The sequence below is a fragment of the Rossellomorea vietnamensis genome (assembly GCF_001305855.1).
Taxonomy (GTDB): Bacteria; Bacillota; Bacilli; order Bacillales; family Bacillaceae_B; genus Rossellomorea; species Rossellomorea vietnamensis_A.
Genome location: NZ_LIXZ01000019.1, coordinates 24,676 through 48,152 on the forward strand (window position 1 = coordinate 24,676; position 23,477 = coordinate 48,152).

A 23,477-nucleotide genomic window follows, 5' to 3' on the forward strand; every position below is an offset into this window, starting at 1 on the left:
AAAAGTTCTATTAGTTTGCTTTAATAGCTGACTTTACTTTGATCAGTTGTTTCTTAGGTCCAGGTACATTACCTTTTACTAAGATAAGGTTACGTTCAGCATCAACTTTTACAATTTCAAGGTTTTGAATTGTAATTTGCTCTCCGCCCATACGTCCAGGTAGTAATTTACCTTTGAATACACGGTTTGGATCAACAGGACCCATTGAACCGGGACGACGGTGATAACGAGAACCATGGGACATAGGTCCGCGTGATTGGTTGTGACGCTTGATAGCACCTTGGAAACCTTTACCTTTTGAAACTCCTGTTACATCTACGATTTCGCCTGCAGCGAAAATATCAACTTTGACTTCTTGACCAACTTCGTACTCTTCTACGTTTACACCGCGGATTTCACGGATGAAGCGCTTAGGAGCAGTTTCAGCTTTAGCAACGTGGCCTCTCTCTGGTTTGTTAGAAAGCTTTTCACGTTTGTCTTCAAAACCTACTTGGATAGCTTCGTAGCCATCAACGTCTGTAGATTTCTTTTGAAGTACCACGTTTTGAGCAGCCTCGATAACAGTTACAGGGATAAGATCACCGTTTTCAGCGAAAACTTGAGTCATACCAATCTTTCTTCCTAAGATTCCTTTGGTCATAAGTCACACCTCCTAATTATTATGGTTTTTATGAATTAAAGTTTGATTTCGATATCTACACCTGATGGTAAGTCTAAACGCATAAGCGCATCTACTGTTTGAGGTGTCGGATTTACAATGTCGATTAAGCGTTTATGAGTACGCATTTCGAATTGCTCACGAGAATCTTTGTATTTGTGCACAGCACGTAAAATTGTATAAATTGACTTTTCCGTTGGTAGTGGGATCGGTCCTGAAACCGCCGCACCAGAACGTTTTGCTGTTTCAACAATTTTCTCAGCTGATTGATCAAGAATTCTGTGATCATAAGCCTTTAAACGGATACGAATCTTTTGTTTTGCCATTATTTTCCCTCCTTTATCGCCTATTTTTGAATAGACATTCTCCACAGAAATTTCCCACACACTCGCCATGGCAAAGCGGCCGTGTGTGTCAGCAACCTTCTGTTTCATCGCAGTCAAAGACCAACATTGTCTATTATAACTAAAACACCCAGAAGATGCAAGGGTTTCTTGCAAGTTCTTTATGTTTTGCACACTTTCTCTATTATACAAACGAACGGTGGTATTTTCAAGGTTATGTGTTATTTTCACAATATTTAATATAACAACTTATTTTATGTACTATAAGCATTCTGTGAAAGTAAATATTATTTGTATAAGAGCGACTGCATGTTGATTTCCACTTCAGGCAGCTCGCTTTCCGCGGGGCTGGCGGTGAGCCTCCTCAGGCTTCGCCCTGCGGGGTCTCACCTGTCCAGCGTTTCCCGCAGGAGTCGAGCTGCCTTCCGTTACAATCAACAATGGGTTTTTGTTTAAATTGGTGTAAAGGCTAAAGGTCTAACTCTGTATTTTAAAAACTGCTTATTAAAGCGCTTATACCCTTATATAAAATAATAATAGTAATGTTCCCATTGCAATACATTATGTATAGAAGAAAGTCGAAAGTATAATCATTGATTTTTGTTTTAAATCAAATTAGTTCAGATCTTTATTATTAATTGTAAGCGGGTAATTATTATATTGCAGTCACCAGCTGTTGATTGGAGTGCAAGACGGAGACTCCTTCGGAAAAAGCGAAATAGGTGAGACCCCGCAGGAGCGATAGCGACGAGGAGGCTCGCCTTTCGCCCGAGGAAAGCGGAGTCTTGCACGGAAATCAACAGCGGCATTAAAACATTGATTCTTTTTAGTCTTGTGGATTAGATCTAAATCATTTTGTCAGAGGCGGTATCTTCCCATTCCAAAAATGCGCACAAAAAAAACAGATGGACAAGATGTCCATCTGTTTTTGATATCAATGATTACTCAGTGATTGTAGCTACTACTCCAGCACCTACAGTACGTCCACCCTCACGGATAGAGAACTTAGTACCTTCTTCGATAGCGATTGGAGCGATAAGCTCAACAGTCATTTCGATGTTATCGCCAGGCATAACCATTTCTACACCTTCAGGAAGGTTACAGATACCAGTTACGTCAGTTGTACGGAAGTAGAACTGTGGGCGGTAGTTAGTGAAGAATGGAGTGTGACGTCCACCTTCTTCTTTAGAAAGAACATAAACTTCTGCTTTGAACTTTGTGTGTGGAGTGATTGTACCTGGCTTAGCAAGTACTTGTCCACGTTGGATATCTTCACGAGCTACACCACGAAGTAGTGCACCGATATTGTCTCCAGCTTCAGCATAGTCAAGAAGCTTACGGAACATTTCTACACCTGTTACAGTAGTAGATTTAGGCTCTTCAGAAAGACCGATGATGTCGATAGTGTCTCCAACTTTAACTTGTCCACGCTCAACACGACCAGTAGCAACTGTACCACGACCTGTGATTGAGAATACATCCTCAACAGGCATCATGAATGGCTTGTCAGTGTCACGCTCTGGAGTTGGGATGTAGCTATCTACAGCTTCCATAAGTTCGAAGATTTTCGCTTCCCACTCAGGATCTCCTTCAAGAGCTTTAAGAGCAGAACCTTTGATTACTGGTACGTCATCGCCAGGGAAATCGTACTCAGAAAGAAGGTCACGAACTTCCATTTCTACTAATTCAAGTAGTTCTTCGTCGTCTACCATGTCACATTTGTTCATGAATACAACAAGGTATGGAACACCTACTTGACGAGAAAGAAGGATGTGCTCACGAGTTTGTGGCATTGGGCCATCAGCAGCAGATACTACTAGGATCCCACCATCCATTTGTGCAGCACCAGTGATCATGTTTTTAACATAGTCAGCATGTCCTGGGCAGTCAACGTGTGCATAGTGACGAGTATCAGTTTCATACTCAACGTGTGCAGTAGAGATTGTGATTCCACGTTCTCTTTCTTCTGGAGCACCGTCGATTTGGTCATATGCCATTGCAGTTCCACGACCATACTTCTTGTGAAGTGTAGTTGTGATTGCAGCTGTTAGAGTTGTTTTACCATGGTCAACGTGACCGATTGTACCGATATTCGCATGTTGCTTGGAACGATCAAATTTTTCCTTACCCATTTGAAAATCCTCCTTTGATTTTAAGAAAATAAGTATATTTTGGGTGTCTCAGAGACAGTGAAAACCATCTCTGACACAACAATTGCTTACATTAGTATTTATACTTTATAAAAGCGAATAAATCAATTATTCACCTTTATTTTTTTTGATGATTTCTTCAGAAATCGATTTAGGTACTTCTTCATAGTGATCGAAGTGCATGGAGTATGTTCCACGTCCTTGTGTGTTAGAACGAAGAGATGTCGCATAACCAAACATTTCGGATAGTGGTACGAACGCTTTAACGACTTGAGCGTTACCGCGTGCTTCCATACCTTCTACACGTCCACGACGGGAAGTAACGTCACCCATGATATCTCCAAGGTATTCCTCAGGGATAACAACCTCTACTTTCATCATTGGCTCAAGGATGACCGGCTTACATTTAGAAGCAGCATTCTTAAGTGCCATTGATGCAGCGATTTTGAACGCCATCTCAGAGGAGTCAACGTCATGGTATGAACCATCGAATAATCTTGCTTTAACATCAACAAGTGGGAAACCAGCTAAGACACCATTTTCTAAAGCGTCAGATAGACCGGCTTGTACAGCAGGGATGTATTCACGAGGAACTACACCACCGACGATACCGTTCTCGAATTCGAATCCTTTACCTTCTTCGTTAGGTGAGAATTCGATCCAAACGTGTCCGAATTGTCCACGTCCACCAGATTGACGGGCGAACTTACCTTCAACTTTAGCCGTATCACGGAAAGTCTCGCGGTAAGATACTTGAGGAGCACCTACGTTTGCTTCTACTTTGAATTCACGTCTCATACGGTCAACGATGATATCTAAGTGAAGCTCACCCATACCCGCGATGATTACTTGACCTGTTTCCTGGTCAGTGTGTGCGCGGAATGTTGGATCTTCCTCTTGAAGTTTTTGAAGAGCAGTCGTCATTTTATCTTGGTCAGCCTTTGATTTAGGCTCAACAGATAGAGAGATAACCGGCTCTGGGAATACCATGGATTCTAAGATAACAAGGCTCTTTTCATCACATAGTGTATCTCCAGTACTAGTATCTTTAAGACCTACCGCTGCTGCAATGTCTCCAGCGTAAACAGTAGAGATTTCTTCACGGGAGTTAGCGTGCATTTGCAGGATACGACCTACACGTTCACGTTTACCTTTAGAAGAGTTTCTTACGTATGAACCAGAATCTAATGTTCCTGAGTACACACGGAAGAATGTTAATTTACCAACATAAGGGTCAGTTGCAACTTTGAACGCTAATGCAGAGAATGGAGCATCGTCAGTAGATGGACGAGTTACTTCTTCTTCTGAATCAGGTACAAAACCTTTGATATCTTCAACATCTGTTGGTGCTGGAAGATAATCGATAACTGCGTCAATTAGTAATTGAACCCCTTTGTTTTTGAATGCAGATCCACATACTACCGGGTAGAACTCGACAGTTAGTGTAGCCGCACGGATAGCAGCTTTGATTTCTTCGTTAGAAAGCTCTTCGCCTTCTAAGTACTTCATCATAAGCTCTTCATCAAGTTCAGATACAGCTTCAATTAATTTTCCGCGGTATTCTTCAGCTTGATCTTTGTACTCTTCAGGAATGTCACGAGCTTCTGCGCGAGTTCCAAGATCATCTTCATAGAAATATGCTTTCATTTCCACTAAGTCGATGATACCTTCGAAGTCATCCTCAGCACCGATTGGAAGCTGGATAGGATGTGCATTAGCTTGTAGACGCTCATGTAGTGTACCTACAGAATAAAGGAAGTCAGCACCGATTTTGTCCATTTTGTTAACGAACACAACACGGGGAACCCCGTAAGTTGTTGCTTGACGCCATACTGTTTCAGTTTGAGGCTCAACACCAGATTGAGCATCAAGTACTGCTACTGCACCATCAAGTACACGCAGGGAACGTTCAACTTCAACAGTGAAGTCTACGTGTCCCGGTGTATCGATGATGTTGATACGATGGCCTTTCCATTGGGCTGTTGTCGCAGCAGAAGTGATAGTGATACCACGTTCCTGCTCTTGCTCCATCCAGTCCATTTGAGAAGCACCTTCGTGAGTTTCTCCAATTTTATGGATACGACCTGTATAAAATAGGATACGCTCAGTTGCAGTTGTTTTACCGGCATCGATGTGAGCCATGATACCGATATTACGAGTGTTTTCTAAGGAGAACTCTCTAGGCATGCGGTCTTTCTCCTTCCTTATATAAGAATGTTTTGTTTGTTTAAGATCAGATTACCAACGATAGTGAGCAAACGCTTTGTTCGCTTCAGCCATCTTGTGTGTATCTTCACGTTTCTTAACAGAAGCACCAGTGTTGTTAGCTGCATCAAGAATTTCGTTAGCTAAACGCTCTTCCATTGTCTTCTCACCGCGAAGACGAGAGTAGTTTACTAACCAACGAAGACCTAATGTAGTACGACGCTCTGGACGCACCTCTACAGGTACTTGATAGTTTGAACCACCTACACGACGAGCTTTTACTTCTAATACCGGCATGATATTTTTTAAAGCTGCATCGAATACTTCCATTGCATCTTTACCTGAACGCTCGCTAATGATATCAAACGCTGCGTATAATTTCTTTTGAGCTTTACCTCTTTTACCGTCAATCATGATTTTGTTGATTAAACGAGTAACTAATTTAGAATTGTACATTGGATCAGGTAAAACGTCTCTTTTTGCTACAGGACCTTTACGTGGCATGTGATTTCCTCCTTTCAACGAGAAATGAATTTATAGTCATTTGATTATTTTTTAGCTGCTTTAGGGCGCTTAGTTCCGTATTTAGAACGTCCTTGCATACGGCCGTCAACTCCAGCTGTATCAAGCGCACCACGTACGATGTGATAACGTACTCCCGGTAAATCCTTTACACGTCCTCCACGGATAAGAACAACACTGTGCTCTTGAAGGTTGTGCCCGATACCAGGAATGTAAGCAGTAACCTCGATTCCATTTGTTAAACGAACACGTGCATATTTACGTAGCGCCGAGTTCGGTTTCTTTGGAGTCATTGTACCAACACGAGTACATACACCACGTTTTTGTGGAGAAGACAAGTTCGTGTGCACCTTCTTAAAGCTGTTATAACCTTTGTTAAGAGCTGGTGACTTTGATTTAGTTGATTTTGACTGACGAGGCTTGCGAACTAATTGGTTAATAGTTGGCATTTTGTTTTCCTCCCTTCTTATTTGGTAAGCCCACACATCCAGGTGGTTCTTTTTTGGGTAAAAGTAAAGTTTTTGTAGATCTCTTCTACAAAAACTATTTTACTGTATAATCGCAACAGCTGCTGCTCCAACATCTATTCCGCACGATTTTCCAAGTTTCTTCATCGAATCCACTTTGTTAACCGGTACATTAAGATCAATCGCGGCCTGAACTACTTTTGCTGTAACCTTGGGATCAGCATCCTCCGCAATTACAACTTCGAGTACATGACCTGTTTTTAGAGCTTTCACTGCTTGCTTTGTTCCTACAATAATTTCTTTAGCCTGCGCTACTTTTTCATAAGACATTTCATATCCTCCAAAGTAACAGGTTATTAATAGGAGCAACCTTGAATATATTATCATCTTAAAATCTCTATGTCAACAAAGATTTAAAAGATTTATAAAAGCTAACTCTTAAGCCTGATGTTTGAGCAATCAAACCTGCCTAAGAGTTAGCCTAAATAGATTACTCTACTGTTACTGTCTCTTCACTAGTATCTTCTGCTAATACCGGTTCTGCTTTACGGTAACGTTGCATACCTGTTCCTGCTGGAACCAGCTTACCAATGATAACATTTTCTTTCAATCCTAGTAACTCATCACGTTTTCCTTTGATCGCAGCGTCCGTTAACACACGAGTTGTTTCCTGGAATGATGCTGCGGATAAGAAGGAATCTGTTTCAAGTGAAGCCTTGGTGATCCCGAGCAGTACAGGACGTCCTGTTGCCGGAAGCTTACCGCCGAACAATGCTTTCTCGTTCGCATCTCTGAATTGGTGGATATCCATAAGAGTACCCGGAAGTACTTCAGATTCACCAGCATCGATGACGCGGACTTTACGTAACATTTGACGGACCATGACTTCAACGTGTTTGTCGCCGATTTCAACCCCTTGCATACGATATACCTTTTGTACTTCGCGAAGCAAGTATTCTTGAACGGCAGACACATCACGGACTTTAAGAAGTTCTTTCGGATCGATCGAACCTTCAGTGATTTCCTGACCGCGTGCGACCTTATCGTTTACAGCGAACTTCAAGCGCGCTGTGTAAGGAGCTGTGTAACTTCTCGTTTCCACATCACCTTGTACGGTAATTTCGTACTGACGATCTTTTCCTTCACTGATGGATGTAATCACACCATCGATTTCAGAGATGACAGCTTGACCTTTAGGGTTACGCGCCTCGAAAATCTCTTGGATACGCGGTAAACCTTGAGTGATATCGTCTCCTGCAACCCCACCTGTATGGAACGTACGCATCGTTAACTGAGTACCCGGTTCCCCGATGGATTGAGCAGCGATAATACCGACAGCTTCCCCGACTTCGACTTTTTGACCTGTCGCAAGGTTCGTTCCGTAACATTTTTCACATACACCGTGTCTTGTGTTACATGTGAAGGCAGAACGGATCGAAACATGTTCGACACCAGCATCAATGATCGTCTTAGCCAAGTCTTCTGTGATCAGCTGATTTTCTGTAATGATGATTTCATCTGTCTCAGGGTGACGTAACGTCTTACGTGAATAACGACCGAGTAAACGTTCTTCAAGAGGTTCGATGATTTCCGTACCCTCTTTAATGGAGCCTACAAGTAAGCCTCTGTCCGTTCCACAGTCTTCCTCACGAACGATAACGTCCTGTGCAACGTCAACTAGTCGACGCGTCAGGTAACCTGAGTCAGCTGTTTTCAGTGCTGTATCGGCAAGACCTTTACGGGCACCATGGGTAGAGATGAAGTACTCAAGAACCGTCAGACCTTCACGGAAACTTGATTTGATCGGTAACTCGATGATACGACCAGCCGGGTTGGCCATCAGTCCACGCATACCGGCAAGCTGAGTGAAGTTAGATGCGTTACCACGGGCACCTGAGTCACTCATCATGAAGATCGGGTTGCGTTTATCCAATGTTGCCATTAACTTACCTTGAATCGTATCTTTCGCAGCACTCCAGATGGAGATAACACGATCGTATCTTTCATCTTCTGTAATGAGACCACGTTTGAATTGTTTCAATACGTTGTCTACTTTACTTTGGGCTTCGATCAAGATTTCTTCTTTTTCCGCTAGTACGACGATATCTGCGATACCAACCGTAATACCGGCTTTAGTAGAATATTTGAATCCAAGGTCCTTCATCTTATCAAGCATACGAGACGTTTCCGTGATGGCAAACTTCTTGAATACTTCCGCGATGATATTCCCTAAGAAACCTTTTTTGAACGGGTTGATTAACTCACGGCTTTGGAATACTTCCTTCACGTCCGTAGACGGATCAACAAAGTAGTTCTCAGGAGTCGCAACTTCCAAGTTCGTTCTTGTTGGTTCGTTGATGAACGGGAATGTATCAGGTAAGATCTCGTTAAAGATTACTTTACCTACCGTTGTTAATAATAATTGTTTGTTTTGTTTCTCGGTGAACGTTTTGTTGTTGATGGTGCTTGCATGGATCGCAATACGGGTATGCAAGTGTACATAACCATTTTGATATGCAAGGATGACTTCACTTGCATCATTGAAGATCATACCTTCACCAACAGCATTTTCACGTTCAAGTGTCAGGTAATAGTTTCCTAATACCATATCCTGGGACGGAGTAACAACTGGTTTACCGTCTTTCGGATTTAGGATGTTTTGTGCTGCAAGCATCAGCATGCGCGCTTCAGCTTGAGCTTCAGAAGATAACGGTACGTGAACCGCCATTTGGTCACCATCAAAATCCGCGTTGTATGCTGTACATACAAGTGGGTGAAGACGGATCGCTCTACCTTCGACAAGCGTTGGTTCAAATGCTTGAATACCAAGTCTGTGAAGTGTAGGTGCACGGTTTAACAGTACCGGATGTTCTTTGATGACGCCTTCTAATACATCCCATACTTCCGGCTGGACGCGTTCAATCTTGCGCTTGGCACTCTTGATGTTGTGGGCCAATCCTTTTTCAACGAGTTCTTTCATAACGAAAGGTTTGAATAACTCAAGAGCCATTTCTTTAGGAAGACCACATTGGTACATCTTAAGGTTAGGTCCAACAACGATTACTGAACGGCCGGAATAGTCAACACGTTTACCAAGAAGGTTCTGACGGAAACGACCTTGCTTCCCTTTAAGCATATGTGAAAGGGATTTTAATGGACGGTTACCTGGTCCAGTAACTGGACGGCCGCGACGACCATTATCAATTAAAGCATCCACCGCTTCTTGAAGCATACGCTTCTCGTTTTGAACGATGATGCTTGGAGCACCAAGGTCCAATAAACGCTTAAGACGGTTATTACGGTTAATCACTCGACGATATAAATCATTTAAGTCAGAAGTAGCAAAACGTCCACCGTCAAGTTGAACCATCGGGCGAAGCTCTGGAGGAATGACAGGCAGTACATCAAGAATCATCCAATCCGGATCATTTCCTGAGTTTCTGAAAGATTCCACAACTTCCAAACGTTTAATCGCACGTGTACGGCGTTGACCCTGTGCCGTTTTCAGTTCTTCTTTTAAGAAATCAGCTTCTTTATCCAAGTCAATGTCTTGAAGAAGCTTCTTAATCGCTTCAGCTCCCATTGCTGCCTGGAATTTCACACCGTATTTCTCACGGTAAGCACGGTACTCTTTTTCTGAAAGAAGTTGCTTTCTCTCTAGAGCCGTGTCACCTGGTTCTGTTACAACATAGGAAGCGAAGTAGATTACTTCTTCCAATGCACGTGGAGACATGTCTAAAACAAGTCCCATACGACTTGGAATTCCTTTGAAGTACCAGATGTGGGATACAGGGGCTGCAAGTTCAATGTGACCCATACGCTCACGACGAACTTTAGCCTTTGTTACTTCGACACCACAGCGGTCACAAACGACGCCTTTATAACGGACACGCTTGTATTTACCACAGTGACATTCCCAGTCCTTCGTAGGACCGAAGATACGTTCACAGAACAAACCATCTTTTTCTGGTTTTAACGTACGATAGTTAATCGTTTCGGGTTTTTTAACTTCCCCGAAAGACCACGAACGGATCTTATCGGGGGAAGCTAAACCAATTTTCATATACTCAAAATTATTTACATCTAGCAAGGGGCCTACCTCCCTTTTAATCTACAGGCTCTAACCCTATTTGCTCTAAATTTATTCTTTTGACCCTACTGTCTCGGATTCTTTTGCATTAGATTCAGAGATATTTAGCGTGTCTGCTTGTTGTACTTCTTCTTCATCCTCTAAGTCACGCATTTCAATTTCTTCTTCGGTACTAGAGAGGATTTTAACATCCATACCTAAACTTTGAAGCTCTTTGATCAGAACCTTGAATGATTCCGGAACTCCAGGCTCAGGAACGTTTTCACCTTTGACAATGGCTTCGTATGTTTTCACACGACCCACAACATCATCCGACTTAACCGTTAGAATTTCTTGTAGAGTGTAAGCAGCACCATACGCTTCCAGTGCCCATACCTCCATCTCACCGAAACGCTGTCCACCGAATTGAGCTTTACCACCCAATGGTTGCTGCGTAACAAGTGAATAAGGACCAGTTGAACGTGCGTGAAGCTTGTCATCAACCATGTGAGCTAGTTTGATCATATACATGATTCCAACTGATACACGGTTATCAAACGGTTCACCACTTCTACCATCGTAAAGTACGGTTTTGGCATCGCGCGCCATACCTGCTTCTTCAATGGTTGCCCATACATCTTCCTCACGCGCTCCATCAAATACTGGTGAAGCAACATGAATTCCAAGGTATCTGGCAGCCATACCTAAATGAAGCTCCAGCACCTGTCCGATATTCATACGAGATGGTACCCCTAATGGGTTCAACATGATATCGATCGGTGTGCCGTCTGGTAAGAACGGCATGTCTTCTTCAGGAAGGATTTTTGAGATAACACCTTTGTTACCATGACGACCAGCCATTTTGTCCCCTTCAGAAATCTTACGTTTCTGAACGATATACACACGTACAAGCTGGTTAACACCTGGTGGTAATTCGTCGCCATCTTCGCGATTGAAGACTTTAACATCAAGGATGATCCCTCCACCACCATGTGGTACACGAAGAGATGTATCTCGAACTTCACGAGCTTTCTCACCGAAGATTGCATGTAAAAGACGCTCTTCAGCAGTCAACTCTGTTACACCTTTAGGCGTTACTTTACCAACAAGTAGGTCGCCATCTTTCACTTCAGCACCGATGCGGATGATTCCGCGCTCATCAAGATTGCGAAGGGCATCTTCACCGACGTTTGGAATATCACGAGTGATCTCTTCAGGTCCTAATTTCGTATCACGAGATTCGGACTCATATTCTTCAATATGAATAGAAGTGTATACATCGTCTTTTACAAGACGTTCACTCATGATGATCGCATCTTCATAGTTGTAACCGTCCCAAGTCATGAATCCAACCATGACGTTACGTCCTAAGGCGAGTTCACCTTTCTCCATGGAAGGACCATCAGCAAGGATTTCTCCTTTTACTACACGGTCGCCTTCACTTACGATCGGACGCTGGTTGTAACATGTACCCTGATTAGAACGGATGAATTTCTGCATACGATACTTATCGAGGTCACCTTTTACTTCCTGACCATCGATTTCTTTCACACGACGCACCCAAACTTGTTTCGCTTCAACTTTTTCCACAATACCTTCGTATTTACAGATCACGGCTGCACCGGAGTCTTTCGCAGATACGTGTTCCATACCTGTTCCGACGATCGGTGATTCCGGATTCATTAAAGGTACTGCTTGACGCTGCATGTTCGCTCCCATTAGAGCACGGTTGGAGTCATCGTTCTCCAAGAATGGAATACATGCTGTCGCAGCTGATACTACTTGTTTAGGAGATACATCCATGTAGTCAAGGCGTTCACGCTTGATGACCGTATTCTCACCGCGGAAACGGGAGATGACTTCTTCATCAAGGAATGCGCCGTCATCTCCAAGACGTGCGTTCGCTTGTGCCACTACATAGTTATCTTCTTCGTCTGCTGTCAAGTAATCGATACGATCGGTTACTTTCCCTGTATCAGGGTCGACGCGACGATACGGCGTTTCGATAAAGCCGAATTTATTCACTTTCGCAAAGGAGGAAAGTGAGTTGATCAGTCCGATGTTCGGACCCTCAGGTGTTTCAATCGGACACATACGACCATAGTGGGAATAATGGACGTCACGTACTTCGAATCCAGCACGTTCTCGTGTTAATCCACCGGGCCCTAAAGCAGAAAGACGACGTTTGTGCGTTAATTCTGCAAGAGGATTCGTTTGATCCATGAATTGAGACAATTGAGAGCTTCCAAAGAACTCTTTAATTGATGCAATAACAGGACGGATGTTGATCAGTTGTTGAGGCGTGATCGTGTTGGTGTCCTGAATGGACATTCTTTCACGGACCACACGCTCCATACGTGATAAACCGATACGGAATTGGTTCTGAAGCAATTCACCAACCGAACGTAAACGACGGTTACCTAAATGGTCAATATCATCTGTCAGTCCTACTCCATGTAATAAGTTAAAGAAGTAAGAAATGGAAGAGATGATATCTGCAGGCGTAATGTACTTAACCTCTTCTTCAACATATGCATTGCTGATTACGTTGATTTCAAAATCTCCCTCTTCGTTAGGAGAATAGATTTTGATAGATTGAAGAACTACGTCTTCTTCTAATACGCCGCCGGACTGTTGGTAGTTTTTGAAACCAATGCCGTTTTCTAAATAAGGGATGACCTTATCCAGGGCGCGACGGTCAAGAACCGTGCCTTTCTCTGCCAGAATCTCTCCCGTTTCCGGATCTGCTAGAGTTTCTGCTAGAGTTTGACCGAATAAACGGTTCTTAATGTGAAGCTTTTTGTTCATTTTGTAACGTCCAACGTTTGCTAAGTCATAACGCTTAGGATCAAAGAAACGAGAAACGAGTAAACTTTTAGCATTTTCTACTGTAGGAGGCTCTCCCGGACGCAGACGCTCATAAATCTCGAGCAATGCCTTGTCGATACCTTCCGTGTTGTCTTTCTCGAGCGTGTTACGAATGTACTCATTATCACCGATCAAATCGATGATTTCTTGATCAGAGCCAAACCCAAGGGCACGTAAAAGAACCGTTACCGGTAGTTTGCGAGTTCGATCAATTCGCACATATACAACATCTTTTGCATCTGTTTCATACTCAAGCCAAGCTCCGCGGTTTGGTATAACGGTAGCAGTAAACCCTTTCTTTCCGTTCTTATCTACTTTTCCACTAAAGTAAACACTAGGTGAACGTACCAGCTGAGATACGATAACACGCTCAGCACCATTGATGACAAACGTACCTGTATCTGTCATTAATGGGAAATCACCCATAAATACGTCTTGATCTTTTACTTCTCCTGTTTCCTTGTTCACAAGACGGACTTTTACTCTAAGCGGTGCAGAGTAAGTAACATCTCTTTCCTTTGATTCTTCCACCGAGTACTTTGGCTCTCCCAGACTATAATCAATAAATTCCAAAGAGAGATTACCAGTGAAGTCCTCAATCGGAGAAATGTCACGGAACATTTCTCTTAACCCCTCATCAAGAAACCATTGATACGAGGAAGTTTGAATTTCGATTAAATTCGGTAATTCTAAAACTTCACTGATACGCGCAAAACTTCTGCGTTGGCGGTGTCGTCCATACTGAACTAGTTGACCTGTCAACTGATTCACCCCTCAAATCAAGCGTTTTGGTTGTGTCTATATGCCTTAAAGTAGGATTTCTACTCTACACAAGACAAAAAGAAAAAGGGTTTTAATGATAAAACCTCATTTTCAAATGACGAACTATTATTTTATAATCTTTTCCAATTTATCCAACATATATACATGTGGACATAATACCGGAAAATAATATTTTTGCATTTTATAATGTTATCATAGCAAATAAGCTACGTCAACGGATTTCTTTTACCGATTTCAAGATGTAGTATCCCTTTTTTCTGGTGACGACTTCTACATTTGAAAATATTTTTTCCATTTTATCCATGGCAGATGGAGCACCTTGCTTCTTTTGAATAACGACCCACAATTCTCCGCGATCCGTCAGATGTTCGTAACTGTTCTCAAGAATCGAATGAACCGTTTCTTTCCCTGCTCGTATCGGAGGGTTAGTTAAAATAGCGGCAAATTCCTTTTCAACGACATTAGCATATCGATCACTTTGATAGACTTTAACGTTTTGAACTTTATTTTCCCCAGCATTTTCTTTCGCTAAAGATAGAGCCCTCTCGTTTACATCAATCATATGGACCGTCCGATCACCAAAGTCTTTCGCCATGGATAATCCGACCGGGCCATAACCGCAGCCGACATCAAGTATCGGCCCCTTAACATCAGGTAATTCAAACGCTTCAATCAACGCTCTTGATCCAAAGTCAACTTCCTTTTTCGAGAAGACACCCTGGTCTGTTTTAAAACGGAATGTATGTCCCCTTAATTCAAAGGCGATCTTCCCCGGGTTACTTTCCACATCAGGGTTATGGGAATAATAGTGATTGGTCATTATATCATCTCCATCCATTGATAGATCCCGCCCGGCAACCAAAATAGTGCCTGAATAGCTGCCAGACAAGAAAAAAGCCCGCCAAATATAGCGAGCTTTTCATCTATACAATCATTACTTAACTTCTACGCCAGCTCCAACTTCTTCAAGTTTAGCTTTAAGTTCTTCAGCTTCCTCTTTAGCAATACCTTCTTTAAGTGCTTTTGGAGTGTTATCAACCATTTCTTTCGCTTCTTTAAGGCCAAGACCTGTGATTTCACGAACAACTTTGATAACCTTGATTTTTTGAGCTCCAGCGCTCTCAAGAATTAAGTCGAATTCAGTTTGTTCTGCAGCAGCGTCAGCGCCACCAGCAGCAGCAGCTACAGGTGCAGCAGCAGTTACTCCGAATTCTTCTTCGATTGCTTTAACTAGATCATTTAGTTCAAGAACTGACATTTCTTTAATCGCGTCAATGATTTGCTCTTTACTCATTTTATATTTCCTCCTTGTGATGTTTGCTTATTTTTTATTTAAACGACTTGCTTTAGCTTACGCGCCTTGCTCTTCTTTTTGATCTGCAACGGCTTTTGTTGCCAACGCGAAGTTGCGCATTGGTGCTTGTAGCACGCTGAGTAGCATAGAAAGAAGTCCTTCGCGGTTTGGAAGTTCAGCGATTGCTTTAACATCCTCAACAGAAGTGATTGTTCCTTCGATGACACCCGTTTTGATTTCAAGTGCTTCGTGTTCTTTAGCGAAGCTGTTAAGGATCTTTGCAGGTGCAACTACTTCTTCTGTACTGAACGCGATTGCGTTAGGACCAGTTAAGAATTCGTTTAACCCTTCAAGACCAGCTTCTTCTGCTGCACGACGTACCATAGTGTTTTTGTACACTTTGAACTCGATGCCAGCTTCACGAAGTTGTTTACGAAGCTCAGTTAATTCGGAAACGTCTAAGCCACGGTAATCTACAACGATTGTAGATACACTGTTTTTTAGCTTGTCAGAGATCTCTCCAACGATGTGTTTCTTTTGATCTAGAATGCTGCTCATCATTACACCTCCTGTAGATTGACTGATGAACATTTATACCGTCATCCAATAAAAAATGCCCTTATATCAAGGTAGACATAAGGGCATTGCAAACACGCTAAAAGCGGTTATTTTATCGCAATTACCTCGGCAGGATATTAAGCTCGTAATGAGCTCCTACTGTCTACGGTACAAATGTATTCGTTTTTTAACAACAGAACTAATTATAATCACTAGTTCTTAGTAAGTCAATACCAAATTATGCCTTAACTGCGAAAGTAGAAGGATCGACTTTAACGCCAGGTCCCATTGTAGAAGTTACAGAAACATTTTTCATGTAAGTTCCTTTTGCAGCAGCAGGTTTAACTTTAAGCATTGTTTCATACATTGTAGCAAAGTTTTCAACAAGCTTTTCGTTGTCGAATGAAATCTTTCCAACAGGAACGTGAACGTTACCTGATTTGTCAGCACGGTATTCAACTTTACCAGCTTTGATTTCATTTACAGCTTTCGTTACGTCGAATGTTACTGTTCCAGTTTTAGGGTTTGGCATTAAACCTTTAGGTCCTAATACGCGACCAAGTTTACCAACTTCACCCATCATGTCTGGAGTTGCAACGATTACGTCGAACTCGAACCAACCTTGGTTGATCTTGTTGATAAGTTCTGCATCACCTACGAAATCAGCGCCAGCAGCTTCTGCTTCTTTAGCTTTTTCGCCTTTAGCGAATACAAGAACCTTTTGAGTTTTACCAGTTCCATGAGGAAGCACAACTGCTCCACGGATTTGCTGGTCATTTTTACGTGTATCTACACCTAAGCGGAACGCTACTTCAATCGTTGCGTCAAACTTAGCGAAGTTTGTTTTCTTAACTAGTTCGATTGCTTCTTCCACTGAGTAAGCTGTAGTACGATCTACAAGCTTTTGAGCTTCAAGAAACTTTTTACCTTTTTTAGCCATTATAAATTTCCTCCTATATGTGGTTTTAGCGGAATAACCTCCCACGAAATAAGGTTGCGAGTGAAACGTACATTTCATCATCGCAACCTCGTTCAACAGGAACCTCTACTTTAACGAAGCAGGGATTAGTCTTCGATGACGATACCCATGCTGCGCGCAGTTCCTTCTACCATGCGCATAGCTGATTCAACACTAGCTGCATTTAAGTCAGGCATTTTTGTTTCAGCAATTTCACGTACTTTATCGCGTTTAAGTGTTGCCACTTTCTTGCTGTTTGGTTCGCCTGAACCAGACTCGATACCTGCAGCTTTCTTAAGAAGAACAGCAGCGGGTGGAGTTTTTGTGATGAATGTAAATGAACGGTCTTCAAATACCGTGATTTCAACAGGAATGATTAAGCCAGCTTGATCTGCTGTACGAGCATTGAATTCCTTACAGAATCCCATGATGTTAACACCTGCTTGACCTAGTGCAGGACCAACTGGTGGAGCTGGATTAGCTTTACCGGCAGGAATCTGCAATTTAACCATTTTGATAACTTTTTTAGCCACGAGACACACCTCCTTAAGTCCGTGATGTGGTTATTGGGTATTTCACCCTCCCACTCAATGTAAAAAATGTCTTTATCAACATAAAGAACGTCTATTAGTTTCAGTATCTCTTTGTGGAGACGCACTGACTTATGAAATAGTACCATTTTTTCAGAATGATTTCAAGTTCTTTTCCATTATAATTTATCAATCTGGGAGAAATCCAGTTCTACCGGGGTATCTCTACCAAACATATTAACGTGGACTTTGACTTTAGCTTTCGCATTATCGATCTCTTCAATCGAACCTGTAAAGTTTGCAAATGGACCTTCGTTCACTTTTACAGTTTCCCCTAATTCGAAGTCGATCTCTACCTTTTTCTCTGTCATACCCATTTGTTTCAGAAGATTTGTCACTTCTTCCGGTAATAACGGAGTAGGCTTTGAACCTGATCCTGATGAACCGACGAAACCTGTCACTCCAGGTGTGTTTCGAACGACATACCACGAATCATCCGTCATGACGATCTCAACAATTACATAACCTGGAAATACTTTCTTCTTAACTACTCTCTTCTTACCGTTCTTAAAGTCCGTTTCTTCTTCTTCAGGAACGATCACTCGGAAGATCTTATCTTGCATCCCCATCGTTTCAACACGTTTCTCAAGGTTTGCTTTTACCTTATTCTCATATCCTGAATACGTATGGACTACATACCAATTCTTCTCCATTACATAGGACTAGACGTCCGTCCCTCCTCGCTATTTAAGAATACTCATTCGCCTTTTTTCTCCAAATGAAAAAACCCGTAAAAAGATAACGGGCTCTAAGGTCATGTACTCTATTAACATTCATTATACCATGCTTTCATGGTATATATACAACTAATTCTATGTTTCTCTTACTTAGAACCAATGATCAATCGCATAAGTTCTGAGATGCCCAGGTCGATAACAGCAAAGAAAAGGGCAACAAATACCACTGTTGTAATAACCGTGATCGTATAGCGCGTTAACTCTTTACGTTTAGGCCAGCTGACCTTTCTCATTTCCGATGCAACATTGCGAAAGAATTTAAACATCCGTTAGTAACCTCCAACTAATATCAATACGCAAGACTTCTACACTATTTAGTCTCTTTGTGTAGGGTGTGAGCATTACATGTATTACAGAATTTCTTTAATTCTAATCGAACGGCCTGATTACGGTTTCCCGGCACGGTATAATTCCTGGAACCGCATACCGTACAAGCCAGTATTAATTTAGTAGTCATATTTTCCACCTATACTATACATAGTAAGTCCTATCAAAAATAACACGGCCACCAAAATGTGTCAATATGACTTCACATCGTTATTTCGCGAACTTCCAAGTATCGTTCAAGCTTCCGTTTCACCCGCTGTAATGCATTGTCGATGGATTTCACATGGCGGTTCAGCTCTTCTGATATCTCCTGATAGGATTGCCCGTCCAAATAAAGGGCCAGTACTTTCCTCTCAAGATCACTTAACAGCTGGGCCATCTTGTCTTCCATATTATCAAATTCTTCGCGATTGATAATTAGCGCTTCCGGATCCATTACTTTCGTTCCTGAAATGACATCTAATAGCGTTCGGTCAGATTCATCATCATAAATGGGTTTATCCAGTGAAACATATGAATTCAGTGGTATATGCTTCTGTCTCGTGGCTGTCTTAATGGCTGTAATGATTTGTCTTGTGATACAAAGCTCTGCAAACGCTTTAAAAGAAGTCAGCTTGTCCTCTTTATAATCACGGATGGCCTTGTATAATCCAATCATACCCTCCTGGACGATATCTTCCTTATCTGCCCCGATTAAAAAATACGAGCGGGCTTTCGCTCTAACGAAATTACGGTATTTCCTGATCAAAAAATCGAGCGCTTCGCTGTGACCCTGATGGACGGCTTCTATTATCTCTTCATCATCCATGCCTTCTAATCGATTATCAAATGCTTCTGTCCTGATGATATTGCTCACACACATCCCCCCGAGCAAAACAATAGATAGAAATATTATACATTACAGAAAATTCAATCGTCAACCTATCATTGTTCCCCGCGGCGCCATTTTTCGAAAATTTCAGCAACTTCTTCTGATAACTGGATCTTGGAAGCCGGCCGTTTCTCACTTGAATTCCTTACTTTTCTTTCAATCTTTTTTTCGATGACCTCTACCTCGGTCAAGAGCTCCCTCGCTGATTTGCGAAGGGCTCCCTGACCAAAGATGGCCCATTGCTCTGTAAAATCAGAGGTGGCTACATGAATCTGTGTTTTAATATTGCTTAATTCAATAGCCAATCTTTCAATTCGTTCATCTGCCGTTTCATTTTCTCTCGTGAATAGTACTTCCACTTTATAATTTTGATATTTCCGGGCGATTCCCTGGACGTAGTATGCATCAAACACGACAATGACACGGTAGCCCGTATACCCTTGATATTCTGCCATTTGTTCGACCAAACGGTCTCTTGCTGCGGCTAAATCCTTCTGCTTCAAATCATTCAATTCCGGCCAGGCACCAATTATGTTATAGCCATCCACAAGGAGGATATCCATCTCCCTATTCTCCCAACGGGTGGCGTTTACGATAAACCTCATACATTAAAATACTAGCTGCCACCGAAGCGTTTAGTGATGTCACATGACCGATCATAGGCAACTGAACAAGGAAATCACATTTATCCCTCAGGATACGGCTCATTCCTTTTCCTTCACTTCCGATAATTAAACCGATAGGAAGCGTCCCGTCCAATTGGCGGAAATCCTGCTTACCCTTAGCATCCGTTCCTGCCACCCATACACCGCGTTCTTTCAGTTCATCCACCGCTCTCGACAGATTCGTCACACGGGCCACGGGAATATGTTCAATCGCACCGGTCGAAGCCTTCGCTACAGTGGAAGTAAGTCCCACCGCTCTTCGCTTCGGGATGATGATCCCGTGGGCACCCGCTGCATCTGCCGTCCTCATGATGGATCCCAGGTTATGGGGGTCTTCCAATTCATCCAGGATCAGAATAAAAGGATCCTCCCCTTTTTGTTCTGCCTTTTGAAATAAATCATCCAGTTCAGCATACTGATAAGCAGCAACTGAAGCGACGACTCCCTGGTGATTCTCCGATATCATCTGCTCGATTTTCTTCTTTGGGACATACTGGACCATGACATTGGACTCCTTGGCAAGTCCGACGATTTGCTGGATGGAACCTTTCTGTGATCCTTCCGCTATCCAAATCTTATTGATATCCCTTCCTGACTTTAACGCTTCAATGACGGGATTTCTTCCTCCGATAAAATCTTTACTCATTTCTGTTCCTCCTTTCCTGCCTGGGCTTGGTCAAAAATGATTTTCAACAGTTCCTCTAATCGCTCGGTCCGATTAAGTAAAAACAAATATCCAATAAGAGCCTCAAAAGCAGTGCTATGTTTATACGTTTGTACATCTGTATTTTTGGGCGTTGTCCCCGATTTCGCATTCCGGCCGCGCTTGACAATCGATATCTCTTCTTCCGTTAAGAGGTCCTGATCGAACAGCGTTCTGAGAATGGCCGCTTGCGCTTTAGCAGACACATACTTCGTCGCAGCCCTGTGCAGTTGATTCGGTTTGATCTTACCCTTGGTCAAGAGGAGCTGCCGTACATATGTTTCATATACAGCATCCCCCATATAAGCCAGTGCAAGTGCATTGATTTGTTTCGCGTCGATTTGTTCGTTTGTCTCGTAGAGCATCAAGATCCCCTTTTCCAGCGGGTGCCTTGAGGAGTATCTTCCAAAATGATATCCATGTCTTTCAGTGTGTCACGGATTTCATCTGCCAGTTGGAAGTTTCGGTCTTTTCGGGCTTGAATACGCTTTTCAATCATTTCTTCCACTTCTTCGTCCAATATTCCCGCTTCCTGAAGAGTCAGCCCAAGGACAGAGAAGAAATCTTCAAATCGGTGTAAGAATTCGTCAATGACTTCTGTTGATGTATTTTTCTCCATCAAATAATAATTCGCCTGTCTGGATAGTTCGAATAGAACGGAAATCCCATTGGCAGTATTAAAATCATCATCCATGTCTGCAATGAACTGATCTTTCAACCCCGCAATTTTACCCAGCCATTCCTGGTTGTTATCAGCTAAGTTTGTACTTGATTCCTTGCGATGCTTCAAGTTTTCATACGCTGTCTTGATTCGATCCAGCGAAGTCTCTGCATTCTGTAGAAGTTCAAGATTGTAGTTGATCGGATGACGGTAATGAACGGATAGCATGAAGAAACGAAGTACCTGCGGATCTTGTTCTTTAATAATGTCGTGAACCAACACGAAATTACCGAGTGATTTCGACATCTTCTCGTTATCAATATTAATATACCCGTTGTGCATCCAGTAATTGGCGAATGTCTTGCCTGTAAGCGCCTCTGATTGGGCGATTTCATTCTCATGATGCGGGAATGTCAAATCCTGTCCTCCGGCGTGAATATCGATCGTATCTCCCAAGTAGCGCTTTGCCATAGCCGAGCACTCGATATGCCAGCCCGGGCGTCCTTCACCCCACGGACTCTCCCATGAAATTTCCCCTTCTTTCGCTGATTTCCAAAGAACGAAATCAAGGGCATCTTCTTTTTTGTCCCCTACATCGATGCGGGCTCCCGCTTTCAGTTCATCGATCGGCTGATGAGACAGCTTACCGTAGCCATCAAACTTTCTGGTACGATAGTAAACGTCTCCCTGGGATTCATAGGCATACCCTTTATCGACAAGTGCTGAGATGAAATCAACAATGGTGTCAATATTATCTGTTACAGTCGGATGTACATCGGCTTTCCGGCAGCCGAGGGCTCCCGTATCTTCGAAGTAAGCATCGATAAAGCGCTTGGCAATCGTCGGGACATCTTCTCCCAGTTCCTTAGCCGCTCTAATTAATTTATCGTCTACATCCGTGAAGTTAGAGACGAACTGAACATCGTAGCCCCTGTATTCCAGATAACGCCTCACTGTGTCAAACACAATCGCAGGACGGGCATTCCCTATATGAATATAGTTATAAACCGTCGGCCCGCACACATACATTTTGACCTTACCCTCTTCCAGGGGTTTGAATTCCTCTTTCTGCCTTGTCAGTGTGTTATATAAACGAATCGTCATGATGATCGACTCCTTCCCTCATATTCCCTTAATAATGATTTCAATTCATTCACTTCTTTTTCAAGCTGTTTCATTCGGTCGTTCATCGGATCCGGCAGATCACAGTGATTCAGATCCTTCTGTATCTTCACTCCGTCCTGGATGACCACCTTCCCGGGAATACCGACGACGGTTGAATTGGGCGGAACATCTTTCAGGACAACGGATCCTGCCCCTACCTTAGAATTTTCCCCAACAACGATCGATCCTAATACTTTCGCACCTGTCGCAATCAACGCATTATCCTGGATCGTCGGGTGACGTTTCCCTTTTTCCTTCCCGGTTCCACCGAGGGTGACCCCTTGGAAGAGCGTGACATTGTCTCCGATTTCACACGTCTCGCCTATCACCACACCCATCCCGTGGTCGATGAAAAAGCGACGGCCGATCTTAGCTCCAGGGTGGATCTCCACTCCGGTGAAGAAGCGGCTGACCTGTGAAATGACCCGGGCAATGAAGAAGAATTTCCGTTTAAAAAATGCATGGGCAACACGATGAGCCCAAATGGCATGAAGACCCGAATACGTGAGGATGACCTCCACATAATTCCTCGCAGCCGGATCCTGATCAAACACCACATCTATATCTTCCCTAAACGACTTAAACATTCGGATCCATCCCCCTTCCTTTTTAAAAAAATATAAGCTGATGACAATAAAAAAACGCCCCTGTCAATAAACTGACAGAGACGCTTTATAGGCGCGGTTCCACTCTGATTGAGAAGACAAAATCTTCTCCAACTCGAATCCTGTTAACGGTAGGAAACCGCCTTTACCTACTCTATTTCAGTAACGGGCTCAGAGGTGCATTTCAGAATCGGAGGGGCTTAAACCACTTTCAGCCGGTGATGGTTCTCTCTACTAAGCATCCTTTTCTTACTTCTCCTCATCAACGCGATATCATT

General features: G+C 42.7%; 23 protein-coding genes and 2 other annotated features. All 23 genes read right to left on the reverse strand.

Annotated elements, in window-relative coordinates; translation table 11 throughout:
- Positions 1-10: 10 nt before the first annotated feature.
- The 23 genes from rplC to cysE all read right to left on the reverse strand — a co-directional run bounded on the left by rplC (position 11) and on the right by cysE (position 23,181).
- Complete coding sequence (gene rplC, locus AM506_RS18385; RefSeq protein ID WP_060674124.1) at positions 11-640, reverse strand: 50S ribosomal protein L3; 630 nt, start codon at positions 638-640, stop codon at positions 11-13.
- A 35-nt stretch (positions 641-675) separates the two neighbouring features.
- Entirely contained in the window at positions 676-984 is a 309-nt protein-coding gene (rpsJ, locus tag AM506_RS18390) for a 30S ribosomal protein S10 (protein ID WP_034676072.1), read from the reverse strand.
- Between the two features lie 959 nt (positions 985-1,943).
- Positions 1,944-3,134 carry an elongation factor Tu gene (tuf, locus tag AM506_RS18395; protein ID WP_060674126.1) on the reverse strand — a complete coding sequence of 397 codons (1,191 nt, stop codon included), beginning with the start codon at positions 3,132-3,134 and terminating at the stop codon, positions 1,944-1,946.
- Positions 3,135-3,260: 126 nt separating this feature from the next.
- Positions 3,261-5,339, reverse strand: a complete 2,079-nt coding sequence (gene fusA, locus AM506_RS18400) for an elongation factor G (RefSeq protein WP_060674128.1) — start codon at positions 5,337-5,339, stop codon at positions 3,261-3,263.
- A gap of 51 nt (positions 5,340-5,390) precedes the next feature.
- Positions 5,391-5,861 (reverse strand): 30S ribosomal protein S7, encoded by a 471-nt coding sequence (rpsG, locus tag AM506_RS18405; protein WP_034765993.1) that lies wholly within the window; start codon positions 5,859-5,861, stop codon positions 5,391-5,393.
- A gap of 44 nt (positions 5,862-5,905) precedes the next feature.
- Positions 5,906-6,328: a 30S ribosomal protein S12 gene (gene rpsL / locus AM506_RS18410; RefSeq protein ID WP_034765995.1), complete on the reverse strand. Its 423-nt coding sequence runs from the start codon at positions 6,326-6,328 to the stop codon at positions 5,906-5,908.
- 99 nt (positions 6,329-6,427) lie between these two features.
- Positions 6,428-6,676 (reverse strand): 50S ribosomal protein L7ae-like protein, encoded by a 249-nt coding sequence (locus AM506_RS18415; protein ID WP_034765997.1) that lies wholly within the window; start codon positions 6,674-6,676, stop codon positions 6,428-6,430.
- Positions 6,677-6,836: 160 nt separating this feature from the next.
- On the reverse strand, positions 6,837-10,436 hold the full coding sequence (gene rpoC, locus AM506_RS18420; RefSeq protein ID WP_060674131.1) for a DNA-directed RNA polymerase subunit beta': 3,600 nt from the start codon (positions 10,434-10,436) through the stop codon (positions 6,837-6,839).
- Positions 10,437-10,487: 51 nt separating this feature from the next.
- Positions 10,488-14,045 carry a DNA-directed RNA polymerase subunit beta gene (rpoB, locus tag AM506_RS18425; protein WP_060674134.1) on the reverse strand — a complete coding sequence of 1,186 codons (3,558 nt, stop codon included), beginning with the start codon at positions 14,043-14,045 and terminating at the stop codon, positions 10,488-10,490.
- A 232-nt stretch (positions 14,046-14,277) separates the two neighbouring features.
- Positions 14,278-14,886: a class I SAM-dependent methyltransferase gene (locus tag AM506_RS18430; RefSeq protein ID WP_060674136.1), complete on the reverse strand. Its 609-nt coding sequence runs from the start codon at positions 14,884-14,886 to the stop codon at positions 14,278-14,280.
- Between the two features lie 114 nt (positions 14,887-15,000).
- Complete coding sequence (rplL, locus tag AM506_RS18435; RefSeq protein ID WP_060674138.1) at positions 15,001-15,360, reverse strand: 50S ribosomal protein L7/L12; 360 nt, start codon at positions 15,358-15,360, stop codon at positions 15,001-15,003.
- A 57-nt stretch (positions 15,361-15,417) separates the two neighbouring features.
- Positions 15,418-15,918, reverse strand: a complete 501-nt coding sequence (rplJ, locus tag AM506_RS18440; RefSeq protein ID WP_060674140.1) for a 50S ribosomal protein L10 — start codon at positions 15,916-15,918, stop codon at positions 15,418-15,420.
- A 42-nt stretch (positions 15,919-15,960) separates the two neighbouring features.
- Positions 15,961-16,105, reverse strand: a sequence feature (ribosomal protein L10 leader region).
- Between the two features lie 51 nt (positions 16,106-16,156).
- Positions 16,157-16,858, reverse strand: coding sequence for a 50S ribosomal protein L1 (gene rplA / locus AM506_RS18445; RefSeq protein WP_060674142.1), 702 nt, complete (start codon positions 16,856-16,858; stop codon positions 16,157-16,159).
- 125 nt (positions 16,859-16,983) lie between these two features.
- Positions 16,984-17,409, reverse strand: coding sequence for a 50S ribosomal protein L11 (gene rplK, locus AM506_RS18450; RefSeq protein WP_032085258.1), 426 nt, complete (start codon positions 17,407-17,409; stop codon positions 16,984-16,986).
- Positions 17,410-17,585: 176 nt separating this feature from the next.
- Positions 17,586-18,119 carry a transcription termination/antitermination protein NusG gene (nusG, locus tag AM506_RS18455; RefSeq protein WP_060674143.1) on the reverse strand — a complete coding sequence of 178 codons (534 nt, stop codon included), beginning with the start codon at positions 18,117-18,119 and terminating at the stop codon, positions 17,586-17,588.
- Between the two features lie 170 nt (positions 18,120-18,289).
- A complete protein-coding gene (gene secE / locus AM506_RS18460; protein WP_044340513.1) occupies positions 18,290-18,469 on the reverse strand; it encodes a preprotein translocase subunit SecE in 180 nt (59 codons plus the stop codon).
- A gap of 44 nt (positions 18,470-18,513) precedes the next feature.
- Complete coding sequence (gene rpmG / locus AM506_RS22290; protein ID WP_082386443.1) at positions 18,514-18,660, reverse strand: 50S ribosomal protein L33; 147 nt, start codon at positions 18,658-18,660, stop codon at positions 18,514-18,516.
- 72 nt (positions 18,661-18,732) lie between these two features.
- Positions 18,733-19,392, reverse strand: coding sequence for an RNA polymerase sporulation sigma factor SigH (gene sigH / locus AM506_RS18465; RefSeq protein ID WP_152968631.1), 660 nt, complete (start codon positions 19,390-19,392; stop codon positions 18,733-18,735).
- Between the two features lie 62 nt (positions 19,393-19,454).
- Positions 19,455-19,964, reverse strand: a complete 510-nt coding sequence (locus tag AM506_RS18470; protein ID WP_060674147.1) for an NYN domain-containing protein — start codon at positions 19,962-19,964, stop codon at positions 19,455-19,457.
- Between the two features lie 4 nt (positions 19,965-19,968).
- Positions 19,969-20,712, reverse strand: a complete 744-nt coding sequence (gene rlmB / locus AM506_RS18475; RefSeq protein ID WP_060674149.1) for a 23S rRNA (guanosine(2251)-2'-O)-methyltransferase RlmB — start codon at positions 20,710-20,712, stop codon at positions 19,969-19,971.
- On the reverse strand, positions 20,709-21,134 hold the full coding sequence (locus AM506_RS18480) for a Mini-ribonuclease 3 (RefSeq protein WP_060674151.1): 426 nt from the start codon (positions 21,132-21,134) through the stop codon (positions 20,709-20,711). Before AM506_RS18480 ends, rlmB begins: the two co-directional genes overlap by 4 nt.
- Positions 21,134-22,534, reverse strand: a complete 1,401-nt coding sequence (cysS, locus tag AM506_RS18485) for a cysteine--tRNA ligase (protein ID WP_060674153.1) — start codon at positions 22,532-22,534, stop codon at positions 21,134-21,136. The genes AM506_RS18480 and cysS overlap by 1 nt, the downstream gene beginning before the upstream one ends.
- Entirely contained in the window at positions 22,531-23,181 is a 651-nt protein-coding gene (cysE, locus tag AM506_RS18490) for a serine O-acetyltransferase (protein ID WP_034766017.1), read from the reverse strand. Before cysE ends, cysS begins: the two co-directional genes overlap by 4 nt.
- 73 nt (positions 23,182-23,254) lie before the next feature.
- Positions 23,255-23,474: a binding site (T-box leader), on the reverse strand.
- Positions 23,475-23,477: the final 3 nt, after the last annotated feature.

Excerpts from the sequence above, each read along its gene's own strand:
- rlmB (WP_060674149.1), bottom strand. The coding sequence starts at position 20,712 with ATGAGTAAAGATTTTATCGGAGGAAGAAATCCCGTCATTGAAGCGTTA.
- AM506_RS18480 (WP_060674151.1), bottom strand. The coding sequence starts at position 21,134 with ATGCTCTACGAGACAAACGAACAAATCGACGCGAAACAAATCAATGCA.
- rpmG (WP_082386443.1), bottom strand. The coding sequence starts at position 18,660 with ATGACTACTAAATTAATACTGGCTTGTACGGTATGCGGTTCCAGGAAT.
- rplC (WP_060674124.1), bottom strand. The coding sequence starts at position 640 with ATGACCAAAGGAATCTTAGGAAGAAAGATTGGTATGACTCAAGTTTTC.
- cysE (WP_034766017.1), bottom strand. The coding sequence starts at position 23,181 with ATGTTTAAGTCGTTTAGGGAAGATATAGATGTGGTGTTTGATCAGGAT.
- rplA (WP_060674142.1), bottom strand. The coding sequence starts at position 16,858 with ATGGCTAAAAAAGGTAAAAAGTTTCTTGAAGCTCAAAAGCTTGTAGAT.
- rplJ (WP_060674140.1), bottom strand. The coding sequence starts at position 15,918 with ATGAGCAGCATTCTAGATCAAAAGAAACACATCGTTGGAGAGATCTCT.
- fusA (WP_060674128.1), bottom strand. The coding sequence starts at position 5,339 with ATGCCTAGAGAGTTCTCCTTAGAAAACACTCGTAATATCGGTATCATG.
- tuf (WP_060674126.1), bottom strand. The coding sequence starts at position 3,134 with ATGGGTAAGGAAAAATTTGATCGTTCCAAGCAACATGCGAATATCGGT.
- rpsJ (WP_034676072.1), bottom strand. The coding sequence starts at position 984 with ATGGCAAAACAAAAGATTCGTATCCGTTTAAAGGCTTATGATCACAGA.
- rpsG (WP_034765993.1), bottom strand. The coding sequence starts at position 5,861 with ATGCCACGTAAAGGTCCTGTAGCAAAAAGAGACGTTTTACCTGATCCA.
- secE (WP_044340513.1), bottom strand. The coding sequence starts at position 18,469 with ATGTTTAAATTCTTTCGCAATGTTGCATCGGAAATGAGAAAGGTCAGC.
- AM506_RS18415 (WP_034765997.1), bottom strand. The coding sequence starts at position 6,676 with ATGTCTTATGAAAAAGTAGCGCAGGCTAAAGAAATTATTGTAGGAACA.
- nusG (WP_060674143.1), bottom strand. The coding sequence starts at position 18,119 with ATGGAGAAGAATTGGTATGTAGTCCATACGTATTCAGGATATGAGAAT.
- sigH (WP_152968631.1), bottom strand. The coding sequence starts at position 19,392 with ATGTGTGTGAGCAATATCATCAGGACAGAAGCATTTGATAATCGATTA.
- rplL (WP_060674138.1), bottom strand. The coding sequence starts at position 15,360 with ATGAGTAAAGAGCAAATCATTGACGCGATTAAAGAAATGTCAGTTCTT.
- cysS (WP_060674153.1), bottom strand. The coding sequence starts at position 22,534 with ATGACGATTCGTTTATATAACACACTGACAAGGCAGAAAGAGGAATTC.
- rpsL (WP_034765995.1), bottom strand. The coding sequence starts at position 6,328 with ATGCCAACTATTAACCAATTAGTTCGCAAGCCTCGTCAGTCAAAATCA.
- AM506_RS18430 (WP_060674136.1), bottom strand. The coding sequence starts at position 14,886 with ATGACCAATCACTATTATTCCCATAACCCTGATGTGGAAAGTAACCCG.
- AM506_RS18470 (WP_060674147.1), bottom strand. The coding sequence starts at position 19,964 with ATGGATATCCTCCTTGTGGATGGCTATAACATAATTGGTGCCTGGCCG.